22 protein-coding genes, 1 tRNA gene and 1 riboswitch are annotated in these 25843 nt (G+C 62.1%); of the genes, 13 read left to right on the top strand and 10 right to left on the bottom strand.

The genetic code is table 11. The annotated features are described in order from the left end of the window. Position 1: 1 nt before the first annotated feature. Together OHD62_RS05585 and mscL are read right to left on the bottom strand one after the other, a co-directional pair. The gene (locus OHD62_RS05585; RefSeq protein ID WP_263781468.1) at positions 2 to 1168 is read right to left on the bottom strand and encodes a pyridoxal phosphate-dependent aminotransferase; all 1167 of its coding nucleotides are present in this window, start codon (positions 1166 to 1168) and stop codon (positions 2 to 4) included. A gap of 109 nt (positions 1169 to 1277) precedes the next feature. Then, positions 1278 to 1700: a large conductance mechanosensitive channel protein MscL gene (mscL, locus tag OHD62_RS05580; RefSeq protein ID WP_263781467.1), complete on the bottom strand. Its 423-nt coding sequence runs from the start codon at positions 1698 to 1700 to the stop codon at positions 1278 to 1280. Between the two features lie 241 nt (positions 1701 to 1941). Between mscL and OHD62_RS05575 the strand changes: the two genes are divergently transcribed. Beyond that, positions 1942 to 5430 carry a PAS domain-containing hybrid sensor histidine kinase/response regulator gene (locus OHD62_RS05575; RefSeq protein WP_263781466.1) on the top strand — a complete coding sequence of 1163 codons (3489 nt, stop codon included), beginning with the start codon at positions 1942 to 1944 and terminating at the stop codon, positions 5428 to 5430. A gap of 3 nt (positions 5431 to 5433) precedes the next feature. On the opposite strand, the gene OHD62_RS05570 is transcribed toward OHD62_RS05575, so the two are convergent. Both OHD62_RS05570 and OHD62_RS05565 read right to left on the bottom strand, forming a co-directional pair. Then, the gene (locus OHD62_RS05570; protein WP_263782301.1) at positions 5434 to 6093 is read right to left on the bottom strand and encodes a response regulator transcription factor; all 660 of its coding nucleotides are present in this window, start codon (positions 6091 to 6093) and stop codon (positions 5434 to 5436) included. A gap of 156 nt (positions 6094 to 6249) precedes the next feature. Continuing rightward, positions 6250 to 6687 carry a hypothetical protein gene (locus OHD62_RS05565; RefSeq protein ID WP_263781465.1) on the bottom strand — a complete coding sequence of 146 codons (438 nt, stop codon included), beginning with the start codon at positions 6685 to 6687 and terminating at the stop codon, positions 6250 to 6252. 110 nt (positions 6688 to 6797) lie between these two features. On the opposite strand from OHD62_RS05565, the gene OHD62_RS05560 reads away from it, so the two are divergent. Together OHD62_RS05560 and OHD62_RS05555 are read left to right on the top strand one after the other, a co-directional pair. Next, the gene (locus OHD62_RS05560; protein WP_263781464.1) at positions 6798 to 7148 is read left to right on the top strand and encodes a DUF952 domain-containing protein; all 351 of its coding nucleotides are present in this window, start codon (positions 6798 to 6800) and stop codon (positions 7146 to 7148) included. Then, entirely contained in the window at positions 7145 to 8221 is a 1077-nt protein-coding gene (locus tag OHD62_RS05555; protein ID WP_263781463.1) for a quinone-dependent dihydroorotate dehydrogenase, read from the top strand. The genes OHD62_RS05560 and OHD62_RS05555 overlap by 4 nt, the downstream gene beginning before the upstream one ends. Before the next feature lie 21 nt (positions 8222 to 8242). Here the strand turns inward: OHD62_RS05555 and OHD62_RS05550 are convergent, their stop codons facing one another. Then, positions 8243 to 8491: a hypothetical protein gene (locus OHD62_RS05550; RefSeq protein ID WP_263782341.1), complete on the bottom strand. Its 249-nt coding sequence runs from the start codon at positions 8489 to 8491 to the stop codon at positions 8243 to 8245. A 3-nt stretch (positions 8492 to 8494) separates the two neighbouring features. Beyond that, on the bottom strand, positions 8495 to 9853 hold the full coding sequence (locus OHD62_RS05545) for an MATE family efflux transporter (protein ID WP_412177343.1): 1359 nt from the start codon (positions 9851 to 9853) through the stop codon (positions 8495 to 8497). Between the two features lie 104 nt (positions 9854 to 9957). On the opposite strand from OHD62_RS05545, the gene OHD62_RS05540 reads away from it, so the two are divergent. Then, the gene (locus tag OHD62_RS05540) at positions 9958 to 10857 is read left to right on the top strand and encodes a histone deacetylase (protein ID WP_263781461.1); all 900 of its coding nucleotides are present in this window, start codon (positions 9958 to 9960) and stop codon (positions 10855 to 10857) included. Between the two features lie 103 nt (positions 10858 to 10960). Here OHD62_RS05540 and OHD62_RS05535 read toward each other — a convergent pair whose 3' ends face one another. Next, positions 10961 to 11224 carry a DUF6460 domain-containing protein gene (locus OHD62_RS05535; RefSeq protein WP_263781460.1) on the bottom strand — a complete coding sequence of 88 codons (264 nt, stop codon included), beginning with the start codon at positions 11222 to 11224 and terminating at the stop codon, positions 10961 to 10963. Between the two features lie 283 nt (positions 11225 to 11507). Here OHD62_RS05535 and OHD62_RS05530 point away from each other — a divergent pair, with 283 nt between their 5' ends. From OHD62_RS05530 to OHD62_RS05515, 4 genes are all read left to right on the top strand, one after another. Next, entirely contained in the window at positions 11508 to 13379 is a 1872-nt protein-coding gene (locus OHD62_RS05530) for an acyltransferase family protein (protein WP_263781457.1), read from the top strand. A gap of 79 nt (positions 13380 to 13458) precedes the next feature. Continuing rightward, positions 13459 to 13532: transfer RNA gene (locus OHD62_RS05525), tRNA-Gly, on the top strand. Positions 13533 to 13859: 327 nt separating this feature from the next. Next, the gene (locus OHD62_RS05520; RefSeq protein ID WP_263781456.1) at positions 13860 to 14687 is read left to right on the top strand and encodes an MBL fold metallo-hydrolase; all 828 of its coding nucleotides are present in this window, start codon (positions 13860 to 13862) and stop codon (positions 14685 to 14687) included. Between the two features lie 436 nt (positions 14688 to 15123). Beyond that, a complete protein-coding gene (locus tag OHD62_RS05515) occupies positions 15124 to 15420 on the top strand; it encodes a hypothetical protein (protein WP_263781455.1) in 297 nt (98 codons plus the stop codon). Between the two features lie 419 nt (positions 15421 to 15839). Here the strand turns inward: OHD62_RS05515 and OHD62_RS05510 are convergent, their stop codons facing one another. After that, positions 15840 to 16829, bottom strand: coding sequence for a LysR family transcriptional regulator (locus tag OHD62_RS05510; protein ID WP_263781454.1), 990 nt, complete (start codon positions 16827 to 16829; stop codon positions 15840 to 15842). 290 nt (positions 16830 to 17119) lie between these two features. Between OHD62_RS05510 and chvE the strand changes: the two genes are divergently transcribed. From chvE to araD1, 4 genes are all read left to right on the top strand, one after another. Beyond that, positions 17120 to 18184 carry a multiple monosaccharide ABC transporter substrate-binding protein gene (gene chvE / locus OHD62_RS05505; protein ID WP_263781453.1) on the top strand — a complete coding sequence of 355 codons (1065 nt, stop codon included), beginning with the start codon at positions 17120 to 17122 and terminating at the stop codon, positions 18182 to 18184. Positions 18185 to 18283: 99 nt separating this feature from the next. Further along, entirely contained in the window at positions 18284 to 19816 is a 1533-nt protein-coding gene (mmsA, locus tag OHD62_RS05500; RefSeq protein WP_263781452.1) for a multiple monosaccharide ABC transporter ATP-binding protein, read from the top strand. Next, entirely contained in the window at positions 19813 to 21105 is a 1293-nt protein-coding gene (mmsB, locus tag OHD62_RS05495) for a multiple monosaccharide ABC transporter permease (RefSeq protein ID WP_263781451.1), read from the top strand. The genes mmsA and mmsB overlap by 4 nt, the downstream gene beginning before the upstream one ends. Before the next feature lie 214 nt (positions 21106 to 21319). Continuing rightward, positions 21320 to 22312 (top strand): AraD1 family protein, encoded by a 993-nt coding sequence (araD1, locus tag OHD62_RS05490; protein ID WP_263781450.1) that lies wholly within the window; start codon positions 21320 to 21322, stop codon positions 22310 to 22312. A gap of 172 nt (positions 22313 to 22484) precedes the next feature. On the opposite strand, the gene OHD62_RS05485 is transcribed toward araD1, so the two are convergent. Both OHD62_RS05485 and OHD62_RS05480 read right to left on the bottom strand, forming a co-directional pair. Next, positions 22485 to 23258 (bottom strand): ABC transporter substrate-binding protein, encoded by a 774-nt coding sequence (locus OHD62_RS05485; protein WP_263781449.1) that lies wholly within the window; start codon positions 23256 to 23258, stop codon positions 22485 to 22487. Between the two features lie 82 nt (positions 23259 to 23340). Continuing rightward, the gene (locus OHD62_RS05480; RefSeq protein WP_263781448.1) at positions 23341 to 24432 is read right to left on the bottom strand and encodes a 2'-deoxycytidine 5'-triphosphate deaminase; all 1092 of its coding nucleotides are present in this window, start codon (positions 24430 to 24432) and stop codon (positions 23341 to 23343) included. 79 nt (positions 24433 to 24511) lie between these two features. Beyond that, positions 24512 to 24589: riboswitch (SAM riboswitch) on the top strand. 56 nt (positions 24590 to 24645) lie between these two features. Here OHD62_RS05480 and OHD62_RS05475 point away from each other — a divergent pair. Beyond that, on the top strand, positions 24646 to 25836 hold the full coding sequence (locus OHD62_RS05475) for an O-succinylhomoserine sulfhydrylase (protein ID WP_263781447.1): 1191 nt from the start codon (positions 24646 to 24648) through the stop codon (positions 25834 to 25836). Positions 25837 to 25843: the final 7 nt, after the last annotated feature.

The following is a 25843-nucleotide window of genomic DNA, read 5'->3' as shown; positions in this document are numbered from 1 at the left end:
CTCAAACCATCTTCATCCACTTTGCCAGCCGGTGCGCCGCTTCCTCGAGCTGATCGAGGCGGCGGTGGAAGCATAGCCTGAGGAAGGCTTCGCCACCGGGGCCGAAGGCGGTGCCGGGCGCCAGGCCGACATTGGCCTTGTCGACAATGTCGAAAGCGGCGGTGCGTGAATCGGTGATACCGTCAACAGTGAAGAACAGATAGAACGCGCCCTGCGGTACCGTGAACCGCGCTTTGCCGGTTGCACCAAGAATGTCGCATACGAGATCGCGCGCTGCCCGCGCCCGCTCCACCTGTTGGGCAATGAAGGCGTCGCCCTCATCGAGCGCAGCGACCGCGCCGCGCTGCATGAACTGGGCGACGCCCGAGGTCGAATACTGGATCAGGTTCTCGAACACCTGCTGCAGCGCGGGATGCGTCTTGATCCAGCCGACGCGCCAGCCGGTCATCGCCCAGTTCTTGGAGAAGCTGTTGACGAACAGGATACGGTCTTCCCCCGTCGCGATATCGAGGAAGGACGGAGCACGACCGTGACCATAGTGGAACAGCGAATAGATCTCGTCGGCAATGATCCAAAGGTTGCTGGCGCGGGCAAGATCGAGGATCGCCCGCAGGGTCTCATGATCGGCGGTCCAGCCGGCCGGGTTCGAGGGCGTGTTGATGAACAGCGCCTTTGTGCGCGGCGTAATTGCGGCCGCGATTTTCTCGACGTCGCAGGACCAGCCATTGCCGGAATGATCGAGCGTAACCGGTACCGGCACGGCTCCCGATATCGCCGCCGCAGCCTCGAAATTCGGCCAGGCCGGTGACAAATAGACAACCTCGTCACCCGCGCCAGCGAGCGCGGCGAGCGCCAACTGGATGGCATGCATGCCGGACCCGGTGACGATGAATTCCTCTTCGGGGAAAGTCCTGCCGAAATGCCTGGCATAGTAGCGGGCAAGCGCCTGCCTGAGATCAGGGATGCCCTTTTGCCAGGTGTAGAATGTCTCGCCTCCGGCCAATGCCTTCGATGCGGCGTCGGTAATGAATGCGGGCGTCGGCAGATCACCCTCGCCGGCCCAGAGCGGGATCATCCCCTCGCGCAGACGGCCGTAGTTGACGACGGCGACAATGCCGCTTTCGGGCGCGGCGCGGGCTTCGGCGCGCAAGCTCTCGATCAAGGTCATGGATGGATCCGGTTTCGTCTTCTGGACTGCTAGCGTGTTTTGCGGCAGCCGAAAACAGAAAACCCCGGCCGCGGGCGGCCAGGGTTTTGGTCCAGAAATCCGCCCGGCGCTATTTCCTGGCGAGCAGATCGCGAATTTCGGTGAGCAGCGCGACATCGGCCGGCGGCGGACCGGCCGGAGCAGCGGGCTTCTCACGCTCCAGCCGCCTGCGCAGATTGTTTACCGCCTTGACCATGAGGAAGATGATGAAGGCGAGGATGACGAAGTTCAGCACCACGGTGATGAAGCTGCCATAGGCGAAGACGGCGCCTTCGGTCTTGGCCGCCGCCAGCGAGTTGGAGTGAACGTTCGGGGAAAGTCCGAAGAAGTAGTTGTTGAAATCCAGGCCACCGAAAATCGCGCCGACGATCGGCATGATGATGTCGCCGACCAGCGAATCGACGATCTTGGAGAAGGCGGCGCCGATGATGACGCCGACGGCCAAGTCCATAACATTGCCCCGGGAAATGAATTCCTGGAATTCTTTCAGCATTCGACCCTCCTTGCCATGACCGGCCGTACTGCCGCCCCCACCCGCTTCGTCCGGCGCCGACCCATGGTCACCATAACAAAAACCTGCGGTTGCAACATGGGCAAAAGACCGGTTTCCACCGGCCAGGTTGTGCCCGAAACCGCTGATGTCATGCACCGAAAGCGGTGATGGACTTGCCCTTCAAGCTGTGATTGCCTCTCGATAGGCCGGAGGAAAACCGGCAAGGGAGGATTTCTGGGCCGTGCAGGGCTGGTTCATCGTCATCATCGCGATCGCCTATGTGACGTTGCTCTTCGCCATCGCCAGCCTCGGCGACCGGCGCTCGACGATGTCCAGGCCCGACCGGGCCCGACCGTTCATCTATGCGCTCAGCCTGGCGATCTACTGCACCTCCTGGACATTCTTCGGCTCGGTCGGCCTTTCCTCCGAACGCGGCCTCGAATTCCTCGGCATCTATATCGGTCCGGTGCTGGTCTTCGTGTTCGGCTTTCCGCTGCTGCAACGCATTGTCAGGCTGGCCAAGACCGAAAAGATCACCTCGATCGCCGATTTCCTCGGCGCCCGCTACGGCAAGAGCTTTGCGGTCGCGGCGATCGCCACGCTGATCGCGACGATCGGCGCGGTGCCTTACATCGCGCTGCAGTTGAAGGCGATTTCCGGTTCGGTCAGCCTGATGGTCGAGCACTACACCGGCTCGCCGCCCTCCTTCGATCCCTTCGTCAGCGACATCTCGCTGGTCGTCGCCATGCTGCTGGCGCTGTTTGCGGTGCTGTTCGGCACGCGCCACGCCGACGCCACCGAGCATCAGGACGGGCTGGTGCTGGCGGTCGCGGTCGAAACCGTGGTCAAGCTTGCCGCCTTCCTGGCGATCGGCCTGATGGTGACGTTCCTGATCTTCGGCGGCCCGGGCGACATGATCGACAAGCTCGCGCAGAATGAGCAAGTGCGTCACGCGATGAGCTACAACACCTCGCTCGCCACCTGGCTGGTGCTGACCGGCCTCAGCGGCTTCGCCATCATCATGCTGCCGCGCCAGTTCTACGTCACCATCGTCGAGAACCGCAGCGAGGCCGAGCTGCGCACCGCGACATGGGTGTTTCCGCTCTATCTGGTGGCGATCAACCTGTTCGTGCTGCCGATCGCGCTGGCCGGACTGTCGCTGGTCGGCAGCAGGACCAGCAGCGATCTCTACGTTTTGTCGCTGCCGCTGCTTAACGGCCACGACGTGCTGGCCATGGCAGCCTTCATCGGCGGCCTGTCGGCGGCAACCGCGATGGTGATCGTCGAGAGCGTCGCGCTCTCGATCATGATCTCCAACGACCTGGTCATCCCGCTCTTCGTGCGCCGCCTGCTCAAAACCACGACTTCGCAGAACGAGGACTGGTCGACGCTCATCCTCAATGTTCGGCGCGGCGCGATCTTCATCATGCTGTTCATCGCCTTCCTCTATTACCGCGAGAGCACCAACAACGCGCGGCTCTCCTCCATCGGCCTGATGTCGTTTGCAGCCATTGCCCAGTTCGCGCCGGCGCTGATCGGCGGGCTGGTCTGGCGCGGCGCCAATGGCAGGGGTGCTGCACTCGGCATGGTCGCCGGCATCCTCGTCTGGTTCTATACGCTGCTGCTGCCGTCGCTGGCCGCACCCGATACCGGTATAGTCGTCCATGGCCTGCTCGGTTTCGAAGCGTTGCGGCCGCAGGCTCTGTTCGGCACCGTCGCCGAGCCGCTGAACCACGGCGTCTTGTGGAGCCTGTCGATCAACACGCTGTTTTTCGTGCTCGGCTCGCTGTCGCGCGCGTCGGTGCCGCTGGAACGCATCCAGGCGGCGATCTTCGTGCCGCGCGATGCCGGTCCGATGCCCAGCCTGCGCCGCTTCCGCACCACCGTCACCGTCAACAACCTCAAGGACACCATTGCGCGCTACCTCGGCGTCGAACGCACCGAGCGCTCCTTTCAGTCGTTCGAAAAGAGCAGCGGCACCTCACTGCACGGCAACGAGCAGGCGAGCATGGATGTCATCCGCTTCTCCGAGCAGCTTTTGGCGAGCGCCGTCGGCTCGTCGTCGGCGCGGCTTATCCTGTCGTTGCTTTTGCGCCGCAACGATCGCGAATCCAAGGATGCCTTCCGCCTGCTCGATGACGCCACCGAGGCGCTGCAGCACAATCGCGACCTGTTGCAGATCGCGCTCGACCAGATGGAACAGGGCATTACCGTCTTCGACCGGGATTTCCGGCTGATCTGCTGGAACCGCCAGTACCGGGCACTGTTCGACCTGCCCGACGAGATGGGCCAGGTCGGGGTCTCGCTCGACCGCATATTGCACCACCTCGCCCAGCGCGGCGACATTCCGGCGGACCAGCGGGTGGCGATGCTCAACCGGCTGACCAGTTTCGTCAGCCCGTGGCAGATGGAGCTGAAGACCAGCGGCCGCATCCTTGAGTTGCGCTCCAATCCGATGCCGGATGGTGGCATCGTCGCCACCTATGCCGACATTTCCGGCCGCGTCGAGCAGGATCTGGCGCTCAAGCGCGCAAATGAATCGTTGGAACAGCGCGTCAAGGACCGTACCGTCGAACTGACCCGCGTCAACGAGGAGCTGGCGCAGGCGCAGATGCTGGCCGAGGAGGCCAATCTCGGCAAGACGCGCTTTCTTGCCGCCGCCGGCCACGACATCCTGCAGCCGCTGAACGCCGCCCGGCTCTATTGCTCGTCGCTGATCGAAAAGGCCGGCAAGGGACCTGCCGGCAAAGCCGCGATCAACATCGAATCCTCGCTGGAATCGGTCGAGACCATTCTCGGCGCCGTGCTCGACATTTCCCGCCTCGACGCCGGCGCGATGAAGCCGGACGATACCGCCTTCAGCCTCGACGGAATGCTGCGCCAGATCGGCAATGATTTTCGACCGCTGGCGGCAGAGAAAAGGCTCGACCTGACGATCATGCCGTCGTCGCTCAGCGTGATGACGGACCGCAATCTGTTGCGCCGCCTGATCCAGAATCTGGTGTCCAACGCCATCAAATATACCCGCCACGGCCGCATCCTGGTCGGGGTCAGGCGGCGCGGCGAACTGGCGGAGATTCAGGTGATCGATACCGGTATCGGCATTGCCGGCGACAAGCTGAACACGGTTTTTCACGAATTCACCCGGCTCGATGAAGGCGCGCGCGAGGCCGAAGGTCTGGGTCTCGGCCTCTCCATCGTCGACCGCATCGCCCGTGTCCTGCGCCTCGAGATCCGTATCTTCTCCGATCCGGGCAAGGGCACGCGCTTTTCCGTCATTCTGCCGGTCGCGGCCGTCGAGGCGCCACGCCGCGCCGTCGAGGCCAAACCGCCAATCCGTGCCGCTGCCTCGCTTGCAGGGCTGCATGTGTTCTGCATCGACAACGACGCCCGCATCCTCGATGGCATGCGGCTGCTTCTCGAAGGCTGGGGCTGCGACGTCGAACTTTTTTCCGGTTCGGAGGATTTCGAGGGATCGGGCCTGCGCCGGCCCGACATCGTGCTTGCCGACTACCATCTCGACGGCAAGACCGGCCTCGACGTAATCACGAGATTGCGCGCGATCCATGGTCAGGACATGCCGGCCGTGCTGGTCACCGCCGACCGCTCCAGCCAGGTTCGTACGGCCGCCGCCGGGCTGGACGTGCCGGTGGTCAACAAGCCGCTGAAACCAGCGGTGCTGCGTTCGATGATGGCCAGGGTCAGGCCATTGGCGTCAGCGGCAGAGTAAGCGTTAGCCGGCAGCTTGCAGCGGATCGCTGCCGATCTTGGAGAGCTGGATCACCGCCTGGGTGCGGCTGTCGACGCCAAGCTTCTGCAGGATCGCCGAGACATGCGCCTTGATCGTCGCTTCGGAGACGCCGAGTTCGTAGGCGATCTGCTTGTTGAGCAGCCCTTCGGCCAGCATGCCGAGTACGCGCGTCTGCTGCGGCGTCAGCGCCTGCAGCCGCTTGATCAGGTCGGAGATCTCGGGATCGCGCTCGACGCCGAGATCGATGCCGACGGGAGCGGCGATGTCGCCGGCCAGCACCAACTGCACGGCACTACGGATCTCCTCCATGCTGGCCGATTTGGAGATGAATCCGGACGCGCCGAGATCGAGCGCACGGCGGATCGTCACCGGGTCGTCATGCGCCGACACCACCACCAGCGGCACCGCCGGATGGATGCCGCGCAGCGAGATCAGACCGGAAAGGCCGCTGGCACCCGGCATCGACAGGTCGAGCAGCACCAGATCGACGTCCTCATTGGCCACGACCAGCGCCTTGGTGCTTTCGAAATCGCCGGCCTCGTGAATGGCGGCGACGTTGCCGATGCCGGCCAGCGCCTCCCTAAGGGCGCCGCGGAAAAGCGGATGATCGTCGGCAATGACGAACGTGTAGCCCGACGGCAAATGTCCCTCCCCGAATCCCATCGATGATTTTCTGCTTTTTCGGGACCAGTCGAACAATTATGCGGTGATGTCAGCTGTTTTCAAGCGGCAAAGGTCAAGCGCGGATTTTTCCCCAGACCAGCACAATCGCCAATCGGCGATTTTGGCCCAGCAGCTTCAGGTCTTTTGTGAATTGAGCTTGGCGCCATCGTCGCCATTGTCCTTGTCCATATCCTTGACGATGTCCATGAAGCCGCGCAGGAAACGCTCCATATAGCTCATCGTCTTGTTGAAATCCTCCTCGCTGGGCAGCGTAGATTCGAGGCGGGCGGACAGCGAGTTTTCGAGCTTGGCCACGCGCTCATCCAGCGCCTTCACCGAGCCTTGCAGCCGGTCGATCTCGTCCTGGAAGGCGGCGCGTTCATCGGCGGCCACCTTGCAGACGAGCTGGCCGGAGCGTTCCTCGCAGATCGACATCGCGCCGGTCTGTGTATCCATGCGGACATAGCCATTGGCCGACTTTTCCAGCTTGTAGCGATCGGTTTCCTCGGAAAAGGCTGATGCCGCGACGAGCGAAACGAGTGCTGCCGGGATCAAGACGTGCTGCAGACGCATGTTGTCCTCCATGGGCCAATCGGCGCAATCTATCACATGTTTGCGCCGGAAATGGGGAAGATCTCTGGCTCGCCCTTCCCCGCCTGGTCTGTTCGGACTATAGCGCAACCATGTCTCAGATTATCTACAAGATAGTGCCTGAAGCGCTTTGGCGCGAGGCCGAAAGAAACGGGAGCTTCACCGGCGCGCCGATCGATCTCGCCGATGGCTTCATCCATTTTTCCACCGCCGGGCAAGCCAGGGAAACGGCGGCAAAGCACTTTGCCGGCCAGAACGGGCTGCTGCTGGTCGCCATCGACGGCGCGCGCCTGGGTGAAGCGCTGAGATACGAGGTCTCGCGCGGTGGCGCGCTGTTCCCGCATCTCTACGGTCCGCTCGACCTCAAGGCCGTCGTCTGGGTGCAGCCATTGACGCTCGGCGCCGATGGCGCGCACCAGTTTCCCGCGCTGGAGGGCGAATGAGCGTGCTCGACCGGATCGGCCAGAAGCTCCTGTTCACGCTCGATCCGGAAGCCGCGCATGGGCTTTCGATCGCGGCGCTGAAATGCGGCCTGCCGGTTGCCGACCGCCCACCGCGCGACGCCAGGCTGAAGGTCAGCCTTTGCGGCATCGATTTTCCCAATCCGCTGGGCATGGCCGCCGGCTACGACAAGAATGCCGAGGTGCCGGACGCGCTGCTTGGCCTCGGCTTCGGTTTCGCCGAGGTCGGCACCGTCACGCCACTGCCGCAGGCGGGCAATCCGAAGCCGCGTATTTTCCGGCTGACGGCCGACGAAGCGGTGATCAACCGGCTGGGCTTCAACAATGAGGGTCACGAGGCCGCTGAACGACGCCTTGCCGCCCGCAGCGGCCGCGCCGGTATCGTTGGTGTCAATATCGGCGCCAACAAGGACAGCGCCGACCGCGTCAGCGATTATGAGCGCGGCATCGTCACATTCGCCAAATACGCCAGCTATCTGACGGTCAACATCTCCTCGCCGAATACGCCTGGCCTGCGCAACATGCAGGCGCGCGAGCAGCTCGGCGAGCTTTTGTCCCGGGTCATCGGCGCGCGGTCGGCAGCCGCAGTGCAGCCGCCCGTCTTCCTCAAGATCGCGCCGGATCTGGTCGAGGCCGAATTGGAGGACATCGCCGCCGAGGTCACCGAGAAGCAGATAGACGGCGTCATCGTCTCCAACACCACCATTTCGCGACTGAGCCTGCGCAGCGCCGGTGTTGCCGGCGAGACCGGCGGGCTCTCGGGGAAACCTTTGTTCGAACGCTCGACCATCGTGCTGGCAAAGATGCGCAAACTGCTTGGTCCGGACCGCGCCATCATCGGCGTCGGTGGTGTCTCTACCGCCGAGACGGCGCTGGAAAAAATCCGCGCCGGCGCCGATCTCGTCCAGCTCTACACCGGCATGATCTATGCTGGGCCTGCGCTGCCGGGCCGCATTCTTTCCGGAATGATCCGTTTCGTGGACAAAGAGCGACTCAAATCCATCCGCGATCTACGTGACAGCCGGCTCGACTTCTGGGCGTCGAAGCAACTCTAAACTGCGCTAAAAAGCTCAGTGTCAATTGCGACCGACGATCCGTTCGCAGACGGTGCCGCCGATAGCAGGAAACAACCCAAAAAGAAGCAACTGGGGAATTCCGCCGACGCCAAGAATTGCGGAGAGGATGAACGCGACGAGCAGTCCCAGCGCCGCGCCCAGGATATATGGCAGGTAACTTCGCACAGGCTTCCCCTGAACAAATTGGAGGGTCAGGCTGCTGGAAAACGTAACGAAATCGACCCGAAGTGCAAGCACCGCCGAGGACACTGCCTAAAACGCCGTCCGCACCCGCAGCCGCAGAATGGCGAGCAGGCTGAAGCCGCGTACCAGCAGGAAGACATGCAGCGACGCCCACAGGCCGTGATTGCCGAAGGCCGGCGCCAAGGTGAGCAGCGCGGCGCTGAAGACGAGGAAGGACAAAAGCATCATGTTGCGCATGTCGCGCGACCAGGTTGCGCCAATGAAGACGCCGTCCATCTGAAACGCCAGCACGCCGCTCAGCGCGGTGAATGCGGCCCAGGGCAGATAGATGTCGGCAACGGCGCGAACGTCCTCAGACGTCGTGATCAGGGCGACGAGATCGGTGCCGCCCCGCAAAAGGATCAAGGTCGCGGCGCCTGCCAGTCCAAACCCCCAGAACAGGGTCAGCTTGACGGCCTGGCGGAACGGCGGGGCGGCACGCGCGCCGATGGCGCGGCCGGCAAGCTGTTCGGCGGCGGTCGCGAAACCATCGAGGAAATAGCCGGCGATGAGGAAGAAATTCATCAGCACTGCGTTGGCGGCCAGCATCACCGTGCCAAATTGCGCGCCCTGGCGGGTGAACAGCGCGAAGGCCGCGAGCAGTGAGAACGAACGGATCATGATGTCGCGATTGAGCGACAACATGCGCAGGAAGGCAGCCATGTCGAGCAGGCGATGGCGCGGCAAAGCCGGGGCTGCGCGGAAACGCCTGACGACGATCGCGAGGCCAAGCAGCATGGCGACGAATTCGCCGGTGACGGTCGCCCAGGCGACGCCAGCGACGCCCCAGCCCAGCTCCAATCCGAGCAGGATGCAGAGCGCGATGTTGATGCCGTTGAGCACGAGCTGCAGCATCAGCCCGAGCCCGCCCTCGCCGCGGCCCAGCACATAGCCGAGGATGGCGTAGTTGATCAGCGAGAAGGGCGCGGCCAGCAATCTGATGCGGATGTAGACGCCCATCGCCTCTCTGACGCGCGGATCAGCGGCCATGAACCATTGCCCGGCAATGGCTAGTAATGGCGCAAGCGCGGCAAGCACGATACCGGCGACGATCGCAATCAGCACTGCGCGCCAGAACACCGCCTGCTCTTCCAGTTCATCGCCGCGGCCGAACGCCTGGGCGACAAGGCCGGTGGTGCCGGAGCGCAGGAAATTGAAGGTAGTGAAGACGACATCGAAGATCAGCGCACCCGCCGCCAGGCCGCCGAGAAGGGCGGCGTCACCGAACTGGCCGACCACCGCCGTGTCGACGATGCCGAGCAGCGGTGTCGTCAGATAGGCAAGCGTCATCGGCACCGCGATAGTGAGCACCGAGCGATTGGTGACGACGAAGGTTCTGGCGGTTGCTGTTGACGCCTGATCCAAGGAACCTCTTTCCTGCGGGAGCATCTTGATCGACCCGCCGATGTGCCCCAGTTTTGTCCTTCCGCGCAACCATCCACCCGCCATGGTCAACCGAAACCCGCCTGTGGCGCATCGCCGTAACCCATTCCATGCTTCCGATCGTCCATCACCCCGACTATGACGCTGGCTTCGCCGTCAATCATCGCTTCCCGATGAGCAAATATCCGCTGCTGATGGAAGCCTTGAGCGCGCGCGGGCTGGCCGGACCTGCCGCGCTCAACGTGCCGGAGGCAGCGCCGGCGTCATGGCTGAGGCTTGCCCATGCCGCCTCCTATGTCGATCAGGTGCTGGCCTGTGAGGTGCCTGCAAAGATCGAGCGCGAGATCGGCTTTCCGGTCGGACCGCGCGTTTCGCTGCGAGCCCAGCTTGCAACCGGCGGCACGGTGCTGGCGGCGCGGCTGGCGTTGCTGAACGGCATCGCTTGCAACACTGCCGGCGGCAGCCATCACGCACGGCGCGCGCAAGGCGCCGGTTTCTGCACCTTCAACGATGTCGCTGTCGCCTCGCTTGTGCTGCTCGCCGAAGGTGCCGCCCAAAACATCCTGATCGTCGATCTCGACGTGCATCAGGGCGACGGCACGGCGGACATCCTGAGGGATGAACCCCGCGCGTTCACCTTTTCCATGCATGGCGAGCGCAACTATCCGGTGCGCAAGATCGCCTCCGACCTCGATGTCGCCCTGCCCGACGGCACTGGTGACGTGGCCTATCTCGAAAGTCTCAGCGGTCTTCTGCCGGAATTGCCCGCCAGGGCGCGCTGGGACATTGTCTTCTACAATGCCGGGGTCGATGTCCATGCCGAGGATCGGCTGGGCAGGCTGTCGCTGTCGAACGAAGGCCTGCGCGCCCGCGACGACATGGTGATCCGCCATTTCCGGGCACTTGGCATCCCGATATGCGGCGTCATCGGCGGCGGCTATGCGACAGATGTGGCGGCACTTGCCGCGCGCCATGCCATCCTGTTCGAGGTGGCTTCGCGCTACGCCTGAAGTCTTTTTGGTTTGAGCATGATCTTTTCCGAACCGCAGGTCAGCGAAGCAAAAACCGGTTTCCACTTTTGGCTGACGCGGACCTTCGGTTCGGGATCAAGCTCTATTTCCTGTAGTTGGCGATCCGCAGCAAGATGAAGGCCGGAACGACGATCGCAGCACCCAAGAGTATATAGCCGAGGAAACGGTCGACGGCGTGGAAACCCAGGTTCCAGAGATCGAGGAAGAATTTTTGGATGCCGTAGAGCACATCCATTGGCGACCAGCCGAAGGCGTTCATGACGAGGCCGACGAGAAACGACACGACCAGCAGCTTCAGGAGCACCCGGAGCGGCGTGTCGCCGAGAAAGCGGTTCAGTGCGGACAAGGCCCGTCTCCAGATTCGGTTGCACCGATTCGCGTACAAGTGCAGAAATACGCAGTTGTGGCGCCAGCATCAAGCCGGGCGCTCAAATCCAGTTGTTGCCCGGACGGCAGCATGCCGGATTTGCCTGCTCGCTAGTCTTGACACCTATGTTGCAGTGCAGCAAAATCAGGTGTCAGAGGGTAGCCAGTTGATATCGATCAGCCAGACTCACTCGTATCGCCCGGCAATGGACGGACTGCGCTGTCTCGCCGTAACCTGCGAAAACCGCGAGTGGACTCCCTGAATGAAGTACAGGCGCGATATCGATGGCCTGCGGGCTGTTGCGGTTCTGCCGGTCGTCCTTTTCCACTTCGGAGTCACGGCAATTCCCGGCGGCTTTACCGGCGTCGATATCTTCTTCGTCATATCCGGCTACCTGATCAGCGGAAGCCTCCTGGACGACCTCGAACGGGGTCAGTTTTCGATCGTCAGCTTCTACTGGCGCCGTGCCCGGCGCATCCTGCCGGCTCTGGTCTTTGTCACGCTTCTCGCATGCATTGCGGCGCTGTTCATTCTTCTACCGTCGGACCTGCACGAATTCAGTCTCAGCGTGATAGCGGCTTCGACTTTCTGGTCGAACGTCTATTTTTGGAAAACGACAAACTACTTCTCCATCGATGCGGAACTGCGACCGCTGCTGCATACGTGGTCGCTTTCGGTCGAGGAGCAGTACTATATCTTTGCTCCGATCCTGATGTTCCTGATCTATCGCTATTTTGCGAAGCGCTGGCTGACGATACTGCTGCCGATCATTCTCGGCAGTTTCGTGCTGGCGGTCATGGCGACGTCGATGGCGCCAACCGCGGGATTCTACCTGCTGCCGACGCGAATGTGGGAACTCATGCTGGGCGCCGTGCTCATGCTGAAACGGCCGCCAGCCCTGGGCAGCCGATTGCTCATGGAACTCGTTGGATTGGCTGGATTTGGCCTTGTCGCCGTCGGATTCTTGACAATTTCGGAGAGCGACCCGTTCCCAGGCTACAACGCCCTGTATCCGTGCCTGGGGGCGGCCCTCCTCATCTACGCCGGGCAAAACGACCCGGCGACGATCGCTACCCGGATACTCGAAGTCCGACCGCTGGTCTGGATCGGTCTCATCTCGTATTCGCTGTATCTCGTTCACTGGCCAATCAATTCGTTCGTTCACTACCTTTCTTTGCGAAGTGTCGACTTGCCGACGGCAGCAGCGATGATGGTCGCAAGCCTCGCACTGGCTGCTTTTTCCTGGAAATATGTCGAGCAGCCGTTTCGGCAGAAAAGGACCTTCACCGCCCCGGTGCCCATCTTTGCCTTCTCGGCGGGCGCGATCGCGCTTCTTTGCGTCGGCGGCGCGGCCGGCGTAATCGGCAATGGCTTTCCGCAACGGTTTCCAGACTATGCCCAGCAGCGGATTCCTGTCGGGGACTGGCGAAATGGCACCTGCTTCAACGAGGGCTCCAGCCAGATAGAAAACTGGAACATCGAGGATTGCACGCGCACCCGAGGTTTCACCACCACTGTCTTGTTGTGGGGCGACTCGTTCGCCGCCCACTATGTTTCAGGCCTGGACGCCAACGCAAATAAAATTCAAGCCAACATCGTGGAATATACCTATGCCGGCTGTCCGCCGATCCTCTCCTATTTCTCCTATGCCCGTCCAAACTGCACGCGATTCAATCAACGTGCCTTGAAGGTCATTGGGGATGCCGGCATCCGGACGGTCATACTCAGCGGCCGGTGGACCGACTACGAGGCCAGAAGTTTCGATGGTCTCCAACAAACGATCGATACGCTTCGCGGCCTGGGTGTGCGCGTGTTCGTCATCGGCCAGTCTCCGGAATTCATAGCTGACGTCCGGAAAATCGCCTTCTTCGCAAAGCGCGGAAATCTCAGCGATACGTCCTGGCCGATGGCCATGGATCCCGACATCAACAACCGCGTGCGCCCCTTTACCAAAGGCGCCACCTTCATCGATCCGCTGACATTCCTTTGCAGCGCAGGACGTTGCTCCTACGCCGACGCAGGCCAGTTCCTCTATTTCGACTATGGCCATTTCTCGACAACCGGGGCCACGCTGGCAATTTCGAAATACTGGCCGACCTTTGCCGTGAACAACGCCCTTGCCACGGCGAAGTAACGATCGATCGGCTGGCAAAGCACGAGTGCACGCTTAACGATTGCCCAAGCGCTGGCTTGCGTGGTAACGAGGCTGCTATGCGGGTATGATGTAATGGTAGCTTGTCAGCTTCCCAAGCTGAACGCGCGGGTTCGATTCCCGCTACCCGCTCCACCTTGTGCTACAAGGGTTTGCGCCTGATTTTCAGGATAGTGAAGGCCTGTGGTTTTACGGGCTTTCGTCCTCTGTCTGGATCGTCGCCAGTGTGAAATGGTGGGGGATGGCTGGCGCCGCTTGGGAGATCTCCTGAAATTATGCGTCGGCCAGGCGGGTATTCTTGTCCGCAGCGCCTTGGTGATAACTGAGTCGCGGTTTCGGTGTGCATGGCCGGACGGCCAGCCGCTCCGGCGCTCGCGAAAACGTGACTGTCTCACCGATAGCCATCATAATCGCTAGCGCTATCGTGGCATGAGCGCGCCAATCCTGCCACGGGAAACAGCCATGCTCCGCCTATCCGCAGCCGCTCTGCTGACCCTGGCTTTCTGGCCGCTCGCCGCTTCGGCCCAGGAAGAGCCGCCACCGTCGAGATGCGTTGCGATCGCCGAAGCGCTGCCATCGGCCACCTATGCCAGCTTCACAGCGCCAAAGGCACAGACGCCTACACTAGCCCAGGCCTTCGTCGACGGCGACGTTACGATCACCTATGCCGGCCATTCGACCTACATCATCGAGACGCCCGCTGGCGTCAGGATCGCCACCGACTTTTCCGGCGTCTACGGCGCTGATCCGCTGCCGCGCGTGGTGACCATGAACAAGGCCCACCGCACCCATTATTCGGACCTTCCGGATCCCGCTATCGAATATGTGCTGCGCGGTTGGAATCCGGACGGCGGTCCGGCGCGCCACGCCATTGTCGTGGACGATGTCTACATCCGCAACGTGCCGACGGATATCCGCAATGGCGGCGATCTCGGCAAGGACGGCAATTCCATCTTCATCTTCGAAGTGGCGGGACTCTGCATCGGCCATCTCGGCCATCTGCACCATCGGCTGGAGGACGCGCATTACGGCGCCATCGGCCGGCTCGACATCCTTATGGTGCCTATCGACGGCGGCATGACGCTGTCGCTCGACCGGATGACCGAAATCACCACGCGGCTCTATTCCTCGATGATCCTGCCGATGCATCGCCATGCGACCCCGATCGGCGAATTCACAGGCAGGATGGGCGACGATTTCGCGGTGGAATTCCGCTCCAGCCGGTCGCTGTCGGTTTCGCTGAAGTCCCTGCCCGACCGGCCGACGATCATCATCCTCGACGGGGTTTGATGCCCTTCAGCCCGATTTTACAGCCAAGTCATTGGATTTAAATCGAAAGGACCAGCTTACCAAGCTGACCGCGGGTTCGATTCCCCCTACCCGCCCCAGCTTGTGCCACAAGGCTTTGCGCCTGATTTTGTGATCGCTGAAAAGATGGCCGGCGCTAGCGTGGGTTGGTAGACGTGACAGCAAGCCCTGGCGGCCAGCAGACGCTCCGGCACTAACGCCGGAAGCATTGTCCTTCATCCGTTCGACCGATGCGCGTAGTCGTTGAAAAATGAAACTTACAATTGCCGGGCGTAGCCGAGGGCCTGAATTTTGAGATGAAAAGCAGACACAATCTTTGCCGCACGTAGGACAACATAGGGTCGCTGCTAAGACCGCTTTTCTGGCCACGCTGACTTTCGTTCTCCTGCTAACACTTTCGCCTCCGTGGCTGTTGCAGATGGCTGGCATCGCCATCTCTCTCGGCCATGACAAGCTTGATCATGCCGTTGCGTTCGCCGTGCTGGTGACCATCGGATATTTTGCCTGGCCGAAGCATAGGGGAAAGCTGACGTTTCTCCTCATTCTGACTGGCGCCGCAATCGAAGTCGTTCAAGGGCTTCAAATGATTGGGCGCGATCGTGATGCCTGGGATTGGGCTGCCGACTGTGTCGGTATGGGTGTTGGTCTGCAAATAGGGAGCTGGATAAGCAACTTCACCGTCGCCCTGAGATACGACGAGCGAAAATCCTTGTAGCTCGGGAACGAGCCGCGGCACGGCCAATGTTTCGTAGTCGATCGATCCGCGAAACGCATTGGAAACGATGCCTGGTAACGGTTGCTTCAACCGCTTCTGGTAGATAGAAAGTGGCGGCTCCGGCCAGGGGTAGGGGTTGCCTGAAAAGCCGGAGCCGCCTGCGCGGCCACTGCGACAGAGACCGCGCTGTCCTATTCTGAGACAGCGCGGTCTACAATTAGTTAAAGCTAATGGGCTTGCCGCGCGACATCACTCCCCTGCTGACCTGTCAATCACACCAGATTCAACGCGTCGCAGCGGATGCGCCCCAGCCCTATCGCTGTGTTCAGCGATGGCCTACAACACTGCGGTGAACGCGACCGACGACGAAGAAAGTGCGGCGGCGTATCGCTACCGCGGCGGCTTTTCGCGCCGGCGCTTCATCCCACCTCGCGCAAAATAAAGTCGTGCAGCATCTTGGCCGCCGGCGACAGCACGCGGTTCTTCACGGTGATCAGGCTGTAGGGCCTGACCTCGATGTCGAACTCGGTCTGGACGACGTCGATGGCGCCGGCCAGTCCCTCGGGGTTCTGGATGAATTTCGCCACCTGGATCGACACCGGCGCGATGGCGTCGGACTGGGCGACCATGACCAGGGTCAGGAGCAGCGAGCTGGTGTTGAGGATGCGGTCCGGCAAGGCGATGTTGCGGTTCAGGAAATTGCTTTCCATCGCCTGGCGCAACGGCGAGCCGCCCGACTGGAAGACCCAGTCATAGGCGGCGGTCTCTTCCAAGCGCACCGCCTTGCCTTTGCTCAGCGGGTGACCGCGGCGCACGATCAGGCAGGCTTTCTCGACACCGATGACGCGGGACTCGAACAGCCGCGGATTGAGGTCGTCGGGGATGCGCGCGATGATGAAATCGTGCCGCGTGGCGATCAGCTCGCGCGCCAACACGTTGGAGGTCTCGACCTGCATGGTGATCTCGATGCGCGGATAGATGCGGCGGATTTCGCGAATCGCCGGCACCGCCAGCTCGATCGCCGGCGCCGTCACCGCGCCGAGAAACACCGAGCCGCCCTTGCCGGCCTTGAGCTCTGAAATTTCGCGGTCGACCTCGCGCATCTCGAGCAGGATCGAGCGCGCGCGCCTGGCCAATGCCTTGCCATAGGGCGTCAGCGTGATGCCGCGCGGCAGCCTTTCGCACAGCTTGACGTCGAGCACCGCTTCCATCTCGGCGATCATGCGCGAGGCGGCGGGCTGCGAGATGTTCAACACCTGCGCCGCGGCACTCACCCGGCCGTGATCGTCGAGTGCGACGATCATGCGCATGTGGCGCAGGCTGAGGCCGCTGCGCAACAAGGTTTCGCCGTCGCCCGGAACGTCGTCGTAACCGCCTGAAATTCCTTGCGGATTCCGCAATGCCGCCATGATCTTCGCCAGCTCCCGCCGATGCCCGGTCTGCTCCATTCATATACCAGTTTCGATATAGCAACCATCAGAGATCGCATTTGACAGTTATGTCAAAGGGACACACCCTTCGCACGTCCCGAGACGTGTCAGTCGATGACGAGAAAAATCGTATCGATTGAAATAAGCGTACCGGGGCCGATTGGGAGGATACCGGAGATCGATAGACGACAGCGGCGCTCGCGCTTCTGCTCGACTGCGCGGCCCGCGAAGCCCCGAGGTGTCGCGTCCATCAACCAGGGAGAGTTACTGTGAAAATCATCAAGACACTGGCCGCCGTGGCGGCCCTTGGTATCGCGGCCATGACGCTGCCGGCGCAGGCAGGCGAAGGCCTGGTCGGCGTGCTGATGCCGACCAAGACCTCGCAGCGCTGGATCAACGACGGCGACGCCGTCAAGTCCCAGCTCGAGGCTCTCGGCTACACCGTCGACCTGCAATACGCCCAGGACGACATTCCGAACCAGCTCAGCCAGCTGGAAAACGAAATCACCAAGGGCCCGAAGGCGCTGATCATCGCCTCGATCGATGGCACCACCATGTCGGACGCGCTGCAGAAGGCCGCTGACGCCGGTGTCGTCGTCGTTGCCTATGACCGCCTGATCAAGAAGACGGCCAATGTCGACTACTACACCACCTTCGACAATTTCGGCGTCGGCGTCATCCAGGCCAAATCGCTGCTCAAGGGTCTCGGCTATCCGGAAAAGAAGGGTCCGTTCAACATCGAGCTGTTCGGCGGTTCGCCGGACGACAACAACGCCTTCTTCTTCTACAACGGCGCCATGTCGGTGCTGCAGCCGCTTATCGATGACAAGACGCTGGTGGTGAAGTCCGGCCAGATGGGCATGGACAAGGTCGGCACGCTGCGTTGGCTGGCCGCGACCGCCCAGGCTCGCATGGACAATCTGCTCTCCGCCAACTACTCGGATGGCAGCCGCGTCGATGGCGTGCTGTCGCCCTATGACGGCCTGTCGCGCGGCATCATCGCCTCGCTGCGCGCTGTCGGCTACGGCACCGCCGACCAGCCGTGGCCCATCGTGACCGGCCAGGACGCCGAGACCGCTTCGGTCAAGGCGATCATCGCCGGCGAGCAGTATTCGACCGTGTTCAAGGACACCCGCGAACTGGCCAAGGCGACGGTCGAACTCGTCGACAAGGTGCTCTCGGGCGGCAAGCCAGACGGCCTCGACACCACGACCTACAACAACGACGTCAAGGTCGTTCCCTCGATCCTGTTGACGCCGCATGATGTCGACAAGTCGAACTACCAGGCGCTGGTGGTCGACTCCGGCTACATCAAGGCCGACGAGCTGAAGTAATCCCGGTTGCAAAGTCTGGGGTCCTGCGCAACGCAGGGCCCCTTTTCGTTAACCAGCGAGCCCGGTATGTTTGCCGATCTCGGAGGAGCTTAATTCCTGATGACCTCGACGATTTTGGAGATGCGCGACATCACCAAGACGTTTCCCGGCGTGAAGGCGCTGTCCAACGTCAATTTGCGCGTCGAAGAAGGCGAGATCCATGCCGTGGTCGGAGAGAACGGCGCCGGCAAGTCGACGCTGATGAAGGTGCTGTCGGGCGTTTATGCGTCCGGCACCTATGACGGCGCGATCGTCTACCGTGGCGAAGAATGCCATTTCAAAGGCATCCACGACAGCGAACACAAGGGCATCGTCATCATCCACCAGGAACTTGCGCTGGTGCCGATGCTGTCGATCACGGAAAACATTTTCCTTGGCAACGAACACGCCAGATATGGCGTCATCGACTGGGATGCCAACGAGACACGCACCAGCGCCCTGCTCAAGAAGGTGGGCCTCAAGGAGGACCCCAAGACGTTGATCACCAATATCGGTGTCGGCAAGCAGCAGCTGGTCGAGATCGCCAAGGCGCTCAGCAAGGAAGTGAAGCTGCTGATCCTCGACGAGCCAACCGCGAGCCTGTCTGAAAAGGACAGCCAGGCGCTGCTTGATCTATTGCTCGAATTCAAGCGGCAAGGCATCACCTCGATCCTGATCTCGCACAAGCTCAACGAGGTCAACCGGGTCGCCGACAAGGTCACCATCATCCGCGACGGGCGGACGATCGAGACACTCGCCAAGAAAGACATTTCGGAAGACCGCATCATCACCTCGATGGTCGGCCGCTCGCTCGACGACCGCTATCCGCCGCGCGAGCCCAAGATCGGTGAGGTCGTGCTCCAGGTGAAGAACTGGTCGGTCTATCATCCGATCCATGCCGAGCGGCAAGTGATCAAGGGTATCGACATCGACGTGCGCAAGGGCGAGGTGGTCGGCATCGCCGGGCTGATGGGCGCCGGACGCACCGAATTCGCCATGAGCCTGTTCGGCCGCTCCTACGGCCGCCACATCAGCGGCGAGGTGCTGCTCAAGGGCAAGCCGATCGATGTCTCCTCGGTGAGCAAGGCGGTGGAACACGGCATCGCCTACGTCACCGAGGACCGCAAGACCTACGGCCTCAACCTGATCGATCATATCAAGCACAACATCACGCTGGCCAATCTCGGCGGTGTGTCGCGCCATAGCGTGATCGACGATATGCGCGAACTCGCCGTCGCCAACGAATACAAGGCCAAGACCAACATCCGTTCGTCCAGCGTCTACCAGATGACGGGCAACCTGTCGGGCGGCAATCAACAGAAGGTGGTGCTGTCGAAGTGGCTGTTCGCCAATCCGGAAGTGCTGATCCTCGACGAGCCGACGCGTGGCATCGACGTCGGCGCCAAATATGAGATCTATACGATCATCGCGCGTCTCGCCTCTGAAGGTAAGGCGATCATCGTCATTTCGTCGGAAATGCCCGAACTGCTCGGCATCACCGACCGCATCTACGTCATGAATGAAGGACGCATCGTGGGAGAAATGGCGGCAAGCGACGCAAGTCAGGAAAAAATCATGCGCGCCATCGTCCGCGGAGAAGGAAAAGCATCATGAGCACCGAAAGCGCTCCCGGGCCGCAGAGCGGCGTCGCCCAAGATCTGCAACAGACACCTCGCGTTGCCGTCTCGGCGCTGGTCACCAATCTGCGCGAATACGGCCTGATCCTGGCGCTGATCGCCATCATGGTGTTCTTCCAGTTCACGACATCCGGAACGTTGTTCAAGCCGGTGAATTTGAGCAATCTGGTGCAGCAGAACAGCTTCATCATCGTGATGGCGCTGGGCATGCTTCTGGTGATCGTCTCTGGCCATATCGACCTCAGCGTCGGCTCCGTCGCCGGCTTCATCGGCGCGCTGGCGGCGATGATGATGGTAATCTGGCCGCTCGGCCCTTTGAGCAATCCGCTGGTGGTGTCGATCATCTGCCTGATCGTGGGCGGCGCGATCGGCGCGGCTCAAGGCTACTGGATTGCCTATCACCGAATACCGAGCTTCATCGTCACGCTGGCGGGGATGCTGATCTTCCGCGGCATCTGCCAAGCGCTGCTGGGTGGCGGGTCTTCCGTGGGGCCGCTTCCAGACGGCTTCAAGGCGCTCAGCTCAGGCTTCATTCCGGACGTGATCGGTTCGCTGACGCTGATCCCGCCGGTCGTGAACGCCGCCGGCAAGACTATCGTCGGCAGCGGGCTGACGCTGCATATGACAACGATCGTGATCGGCCTCGTCGCCGTGCTCGTCTATGCCTATTTCGGGCTCCGGGCACGGCGCAGCCGCGAGCGGCATGGCTACGAAGCCGAACCCTTCTCGCTGTTCGTCATCAAGACCCTGGTGACCAGCGCGCTGGCGCTGTTTCTGGTCTACCAGTTCGCCACCTATAGAGGCCTGCCAATCGTCCTCATGGTGATGGGCGTGCTGATTGCCCTGTTCGTCTTCGTCACCAAACGCATGACGATCGGTCGCCGCATCTACGCGATGGGCGGCAATGCCAAGGCGGCGCAGCTGTCGGGCATCAAGACCGAACGGCTGACCTTGATGGTGTTCATCAATATGGGCGTGCTGTCGGCGCTTGGCGGCCTGATCATCGCGGCGCGCCTGGGGCAGGCTGTGCCGGCGGCGGGGCTGGGCAGCGAGCTCGACGTCATTGCCGCCGTGTTCATCGGTGGCGCTTCGGCCATGGGCGGCGTCGGCCAGGTCATCGGCGCGGTGGTCGGCGGCTTCATCATGGGCGTCATGAACAACGGCATGTCGATCATGGGCGTCAATGTCGACTGGCAGCAGGTTGTGAAAGGCCTGGTGCTGCTCGGCGCCGTGGTCTTCGACGTCTACAACAAGAACAAGGGTTGAGCCGGGAAAAACCTGGCCGGACGAGGAAACCATACGGGTCACATCGCGGCTGCCGGCAAGAGGTCGGTGCGAAGAAGTCTCCTCAGAGACCAGGCCAGCGAGCGCAATCCGGACGAAGAATTTCACCCGTGGCGCGGACCTGGTCCGGGTCGCGCTTGGAAGCGCTTTGCCAAACCGGCAGGCCGCCAAGGCAAATGAGAGAGGGTACATCATCATGCTGATCTCCCAGATCCTCGACGACGCCGAGACGATCCGCGTCGTTGCCCGCAATGGCGGCAAGACCCGGATCATCAACGGCGCCCGCAGCGTCTATTCGCTGGCGATGGAGGCCGCCCGCACCGGCACCGGCCTCGAAGCGCTCATCGAACGCAAGGGCTACGGCGAGACGGTCGATCTCGATACCATCTACAAGAAGGGACGACTGGTATCGCCGATCAACCATCCCGATCCCGCGCATCTCCATCTCACCGGTACGGGCTTGACGCATCTCGGCTCCGCGGCGACTCGCGATTCCATGCACAAGAAGCTCAGCACCGACGGCGAGGAACAGCTCACCGATTCCATGAAGATGTTCCGCATGGGGCTGGAGGGCGGCAAGCCGGCCAAGGGCCAGACAGGCGTGCAGCCGGAATGGTTCTACAAGGGCAATGGCACGATGGCGGTGGCGCCGGGCGCGGCACTGATGTCGCCGGCCTTCGCGCAGGACGCCGGCGAGGAACCGGAAATCGCCGGCATCTACGTCATCGGCGACGACGGCGCACCGTTCCGCGTCGGCTTCACCCTGTCAAACGAGTTTTCAGACCATGTCACCGAGCGCGTGAACTATCTGTTCCTCGCGCATTCCAAGCTGCGCAACGCCTCGTTCGGACCGGAGATCCTGATCGGCGACCTGCCATCCGACATCAGGGGCTCCTCGCGCATCCTTCGCGACGGCAAACTGCTTTGGGAAAAGCCGTTCCTGTCGGGCGAGGCGAACATGTCGCACACCATCGCCAATCTCGAGCACCACCATTTCAAATACTCTGCCTTCCGCCAGCCGGGCGACGTGCATGTGCACATGTTCGGCACGGCGACGCTGTCCTTTGCCGACGGCATCCGGACCGAAGCCGGCGACGTCTTCGAGATCGAGGCCGGGGATTTCGGCCTGCCGCTGCGCAATCCGCTGGAGATAGAAAAGCCAGTGAAGGTGGCTGTGAAGGCGCTTTGAGTGGGTAATCTCCCCCCTTGAGGGGGAGATGTCGCCGAGGGCGACAGAGGGGGTCGTCTCGCGTAGAGCGCCGGCCTCCTGCGTCTGCGATAAAGAGCCGAGCCCGGCCGGACCGACTCCCTCTGGCCTGCCGGCCATCTCCCCCTCGAGGGGGGAGATGGCCGTTCCAACCTCAATAAATATCGAAGTCGAAGTACTTGGCCTGGATCTTCTTGTAGGTGCCGTCGGCGACGATGGCGTCGATGGCCGCGTTGAGCTTTTCGCGCAGCGCATTGTCTTCCTTGCGCACGGCGATGCCGGCTTCCGTCTCGGTGCCCTTGACGTCGCCGACCATCTTGCAGCAGCCGTCGCTCGCCTTCTTCATCCAGTCCATCAGCACGAACTTGTCCGAAAGGACGGCGTCGAGACGGCCATTCATGAGGTCGGTGATCGCCTCTTCCTGGGTCGGGTAGAGCTTTGCCTCGGCGCCGGCCTTGCCATAGACGTTCTGGGCATAGTCGGCCTGGGTCGTGGAGGCCTGCGCCCCCACCGTCTTGCCGGCGAGCGCCGCGGCTTCGGTCGAGTCGATGTCAGTGTCCTTCAGCGCCACCAGTGACAGCGGCGTGGTGTAATATTTGTTGGTGAAGGAGACCTGCTTCTTGCGCTCCTCGGTGATGCTCATCGAGGCGATGATGGCATCGAATTTCTTGGCCTGGAGCGCCGGAATCATGCCGTCCCAGTCCTGAGTGACGAGCTCGCATTCGACCTTCATCTGAGCGCAAAGTGCATCGGCGATATCGATATCGAAGCCGACCAGCTTGCCGTCCGCGGTGATGGTGTTGAACGGCGGATAGGCACCCTCGGTGCCGATCTTCAGTTTTTCCTGTGCCTGGGCCGACGACAAGCCAGCGCCGGCCACCAGCATGGCAGCAGCCGCTGCCGATATGATCCATCTCGAAATCTGCATTTTTGTTCCCCTTGTTCCAGGCTGAGCCACAGCCAAGCACGGCTCGCGGGATCAGGCAAGCACGGTATGGCTATGACGAGGATCAGCGCGCGGCGCGGAAATGCTTGGACAATTTCAGGCCTTGCGCCTGGTAGTTCGAGCCGAGATCGGTGCCGTAGAGCGCCTGCGGCCGCTTCAGCATATGCTCGTAGACCAGGCGCCCGACGATCTGGCCGTGATCGAGAATGAACGGCACTTCATGGCTGCGCACTTCGAGCACCGCCCGGCTGCCGGTGCCGCCGGCCGCCGAATGGCCGAAGCCCGGATCGAAGAAACCGGCATAGTGGACACGGAATTCGCCGACCAGCGGATCGAAGGGCGTCATCTCGGCGGCGTAGAGCGGCGGCACATGCACCGCCTCCTGGCTGACAAGGATATAGAATTCGTCCGGATCGAGCACGAGCTCGCCGGCGCCGCTTTTGTAGAGTGGTTCCCAGAAGTCGACGACATCCTGCGCGGCGCGCTTGTCGACATCGACCAGCCCGGTGTGATGCTTGCCGCGGTAGCCGACCAGCCCGTCCTTGTCGCCATTGAGATCGATCGACAGTGCGATGCCGCCGCCGGAAATGTTGGGCGGATCGGTCGCGACCAGCGTCTCGGCGCGATGCAGTTTGTGCAGCTCGCTTTCCGACAGCAGCGCGTTGCCGGTGCGGAACCGGATCTGCGACAGCCGCGAGCCGGTGCGGACCACGATTGGGAAGGTGCGCGGGCTGACCTCCAGATAGAGCGGGCCGGTGTAGCCGGCGGCGATCTTGTCGAACTCGTGGCCGCGATCGGTCATGACGCGGGTGAAGATGTCGAGCCGTCCGGTCGAGCTCTTCGGGTTGGCCGAGGCCGAAATGTTTTCAGGCAGCGCCAAGCTTTCGAGCAGCGGCACGATATAGACGCAGCCGGTTTCGAGCACGGCGCCCTCTGCCAGATTGATCTCGTGCAGCTTAAGCCGATCGAGCTTTTCGGCGACCTTGTGGTTCGGGCCCGGCAGGAAGGAGGCGCGCACTCGCCAGGCCTTGTCGCCGAGCCTAAGGTCGAGGCTGGCCGGCTGGATCTGATCGGCATCGAGCGCAGGCGCCTTCAGCGCGCCGGACTGGAACAGCGCGGAAATGTCCTGATCGGGAAGAATGCCTGTCTGCCGCAAAGGCTGCTCCAAGGGGCCGCTGGTACAAACCTCTTAATCATGCCGGCAATTGACGCAAGCGCGGCGCGGGTCTAAAGGGTCGTTATCCCGTGGTGATTTGGCCGGTCGGCTTGCAGCCACGTTAAACAAGTCGCTAAAGGACCGTCGGGCCGCAAGGCCGTATGGACCGGTTGCGACTTTCGCGGCCGGTTTTTTTGTGTCTGGAACCAAACGATGAGCACCAAGAAGCGTAACTGGAAGCCTCAAACCGCACTCGTGCATGGCGGGACGCTGCGTTCTGGCTTCGGCGAGACCTCCGAGGCGATGTACCTCACCCAGGGCTATGTCTACGAGACGGCACAGGCGGCGGAAGCCCGCTTCAAGGGCGAGGAACCGGGCTTCATCTATTCACGCTACGCCAATCCCACGGTCGACATGTTCGAAAAACGCATGTGCGCGCTGGAAGGTGCGGAAGACGCGCGCGCCACCGCATCCGGCATGGCGGCGGTGACCGCGGCCCTTCTGTGCAGCGCCAGGGCCGGCGACCATATCGTGGCGGCGCGCGCGCTGTTCGGCTCTTGCCGCTGGGTGGTCGAGACGCTGGCGCCGAAATACGGCATCGAGGCGACGCTGGTCGACGGCACCGACATCGCCAACTGGGAAAAGGCGATCAGGCCAAACACCAAGCTGTTCTTCCTGGAAAGCCCGACCAATCCGACGCTGGAGGTGGTCGACATCGCGGCCGTCGCAACGCTTGCCAACTCGATCGGGGCGCGGCTGATCGTCGACAATGTCTTTGCCACCCCCTTACAGCAGAAGCCCTTGCAGCTCGGCGCTCACATCGTCGTCTATTCGGCGACCAAGCATATTGACGGCCAGGGGCGGTGTCTGGGCGGCGTTATCCTGTCGGACAAGAAGTGGATCGACGAGAATTTGCACGACTATTTCCGCCACACCGGCCCCAGCCTGTCGCCGTTCAATGCCTGGACGCTGCTGAAGGGCCTGGAGACGCTGCCGCTGCGCGTACGCCAGCAGACGGAAAGCGCCGGGAAAATCGCGGATTTCCTCGCTGGGCGGCATGAGATCGCCCGCGTCATCTATCCTGGCCGCGCCGATCACCCGCAGGCGGCCGTCGTCAAAAAGCAGATGACGGGCGGCTCGACGCTGATCTGCCTCGACGTCAAGGGCGGCAAGCCGGCAGCCTTCGCCTTTCAGAACGCTCTCGACATCGTGCTGATCTCCAACAATCTTGGTGACGCAAAGAGCCTGATCACCCATCCGGCGACGACGACGCACAAGAATCTGAGCGACGAGGCGCGCGCCGAACTCGGCATCGGACCGGGCACGCTGAGGCTGTCCGTCGGCCTGGAAGATACGGACGATCTGCTCGCGGATGTCGAGCAGGCGCTGAAGGCCGCCAAATAGGGATCAG

This window comes from Mesorhizobium sp. YC-39, from assembly GCF_025753795.1.
Classification (GTDB): domain Bacteria; phylum Pseudomonadota; class Alphaproteobacteria; order Rhizobiales; family Rhizobiaceae; genus Mesorhizobium.
The sequence above is the reverse complement of the archived record's forward strand: the minus strand, read 5'-3'. Positions and strand labels throughout refer to the sequence as shown.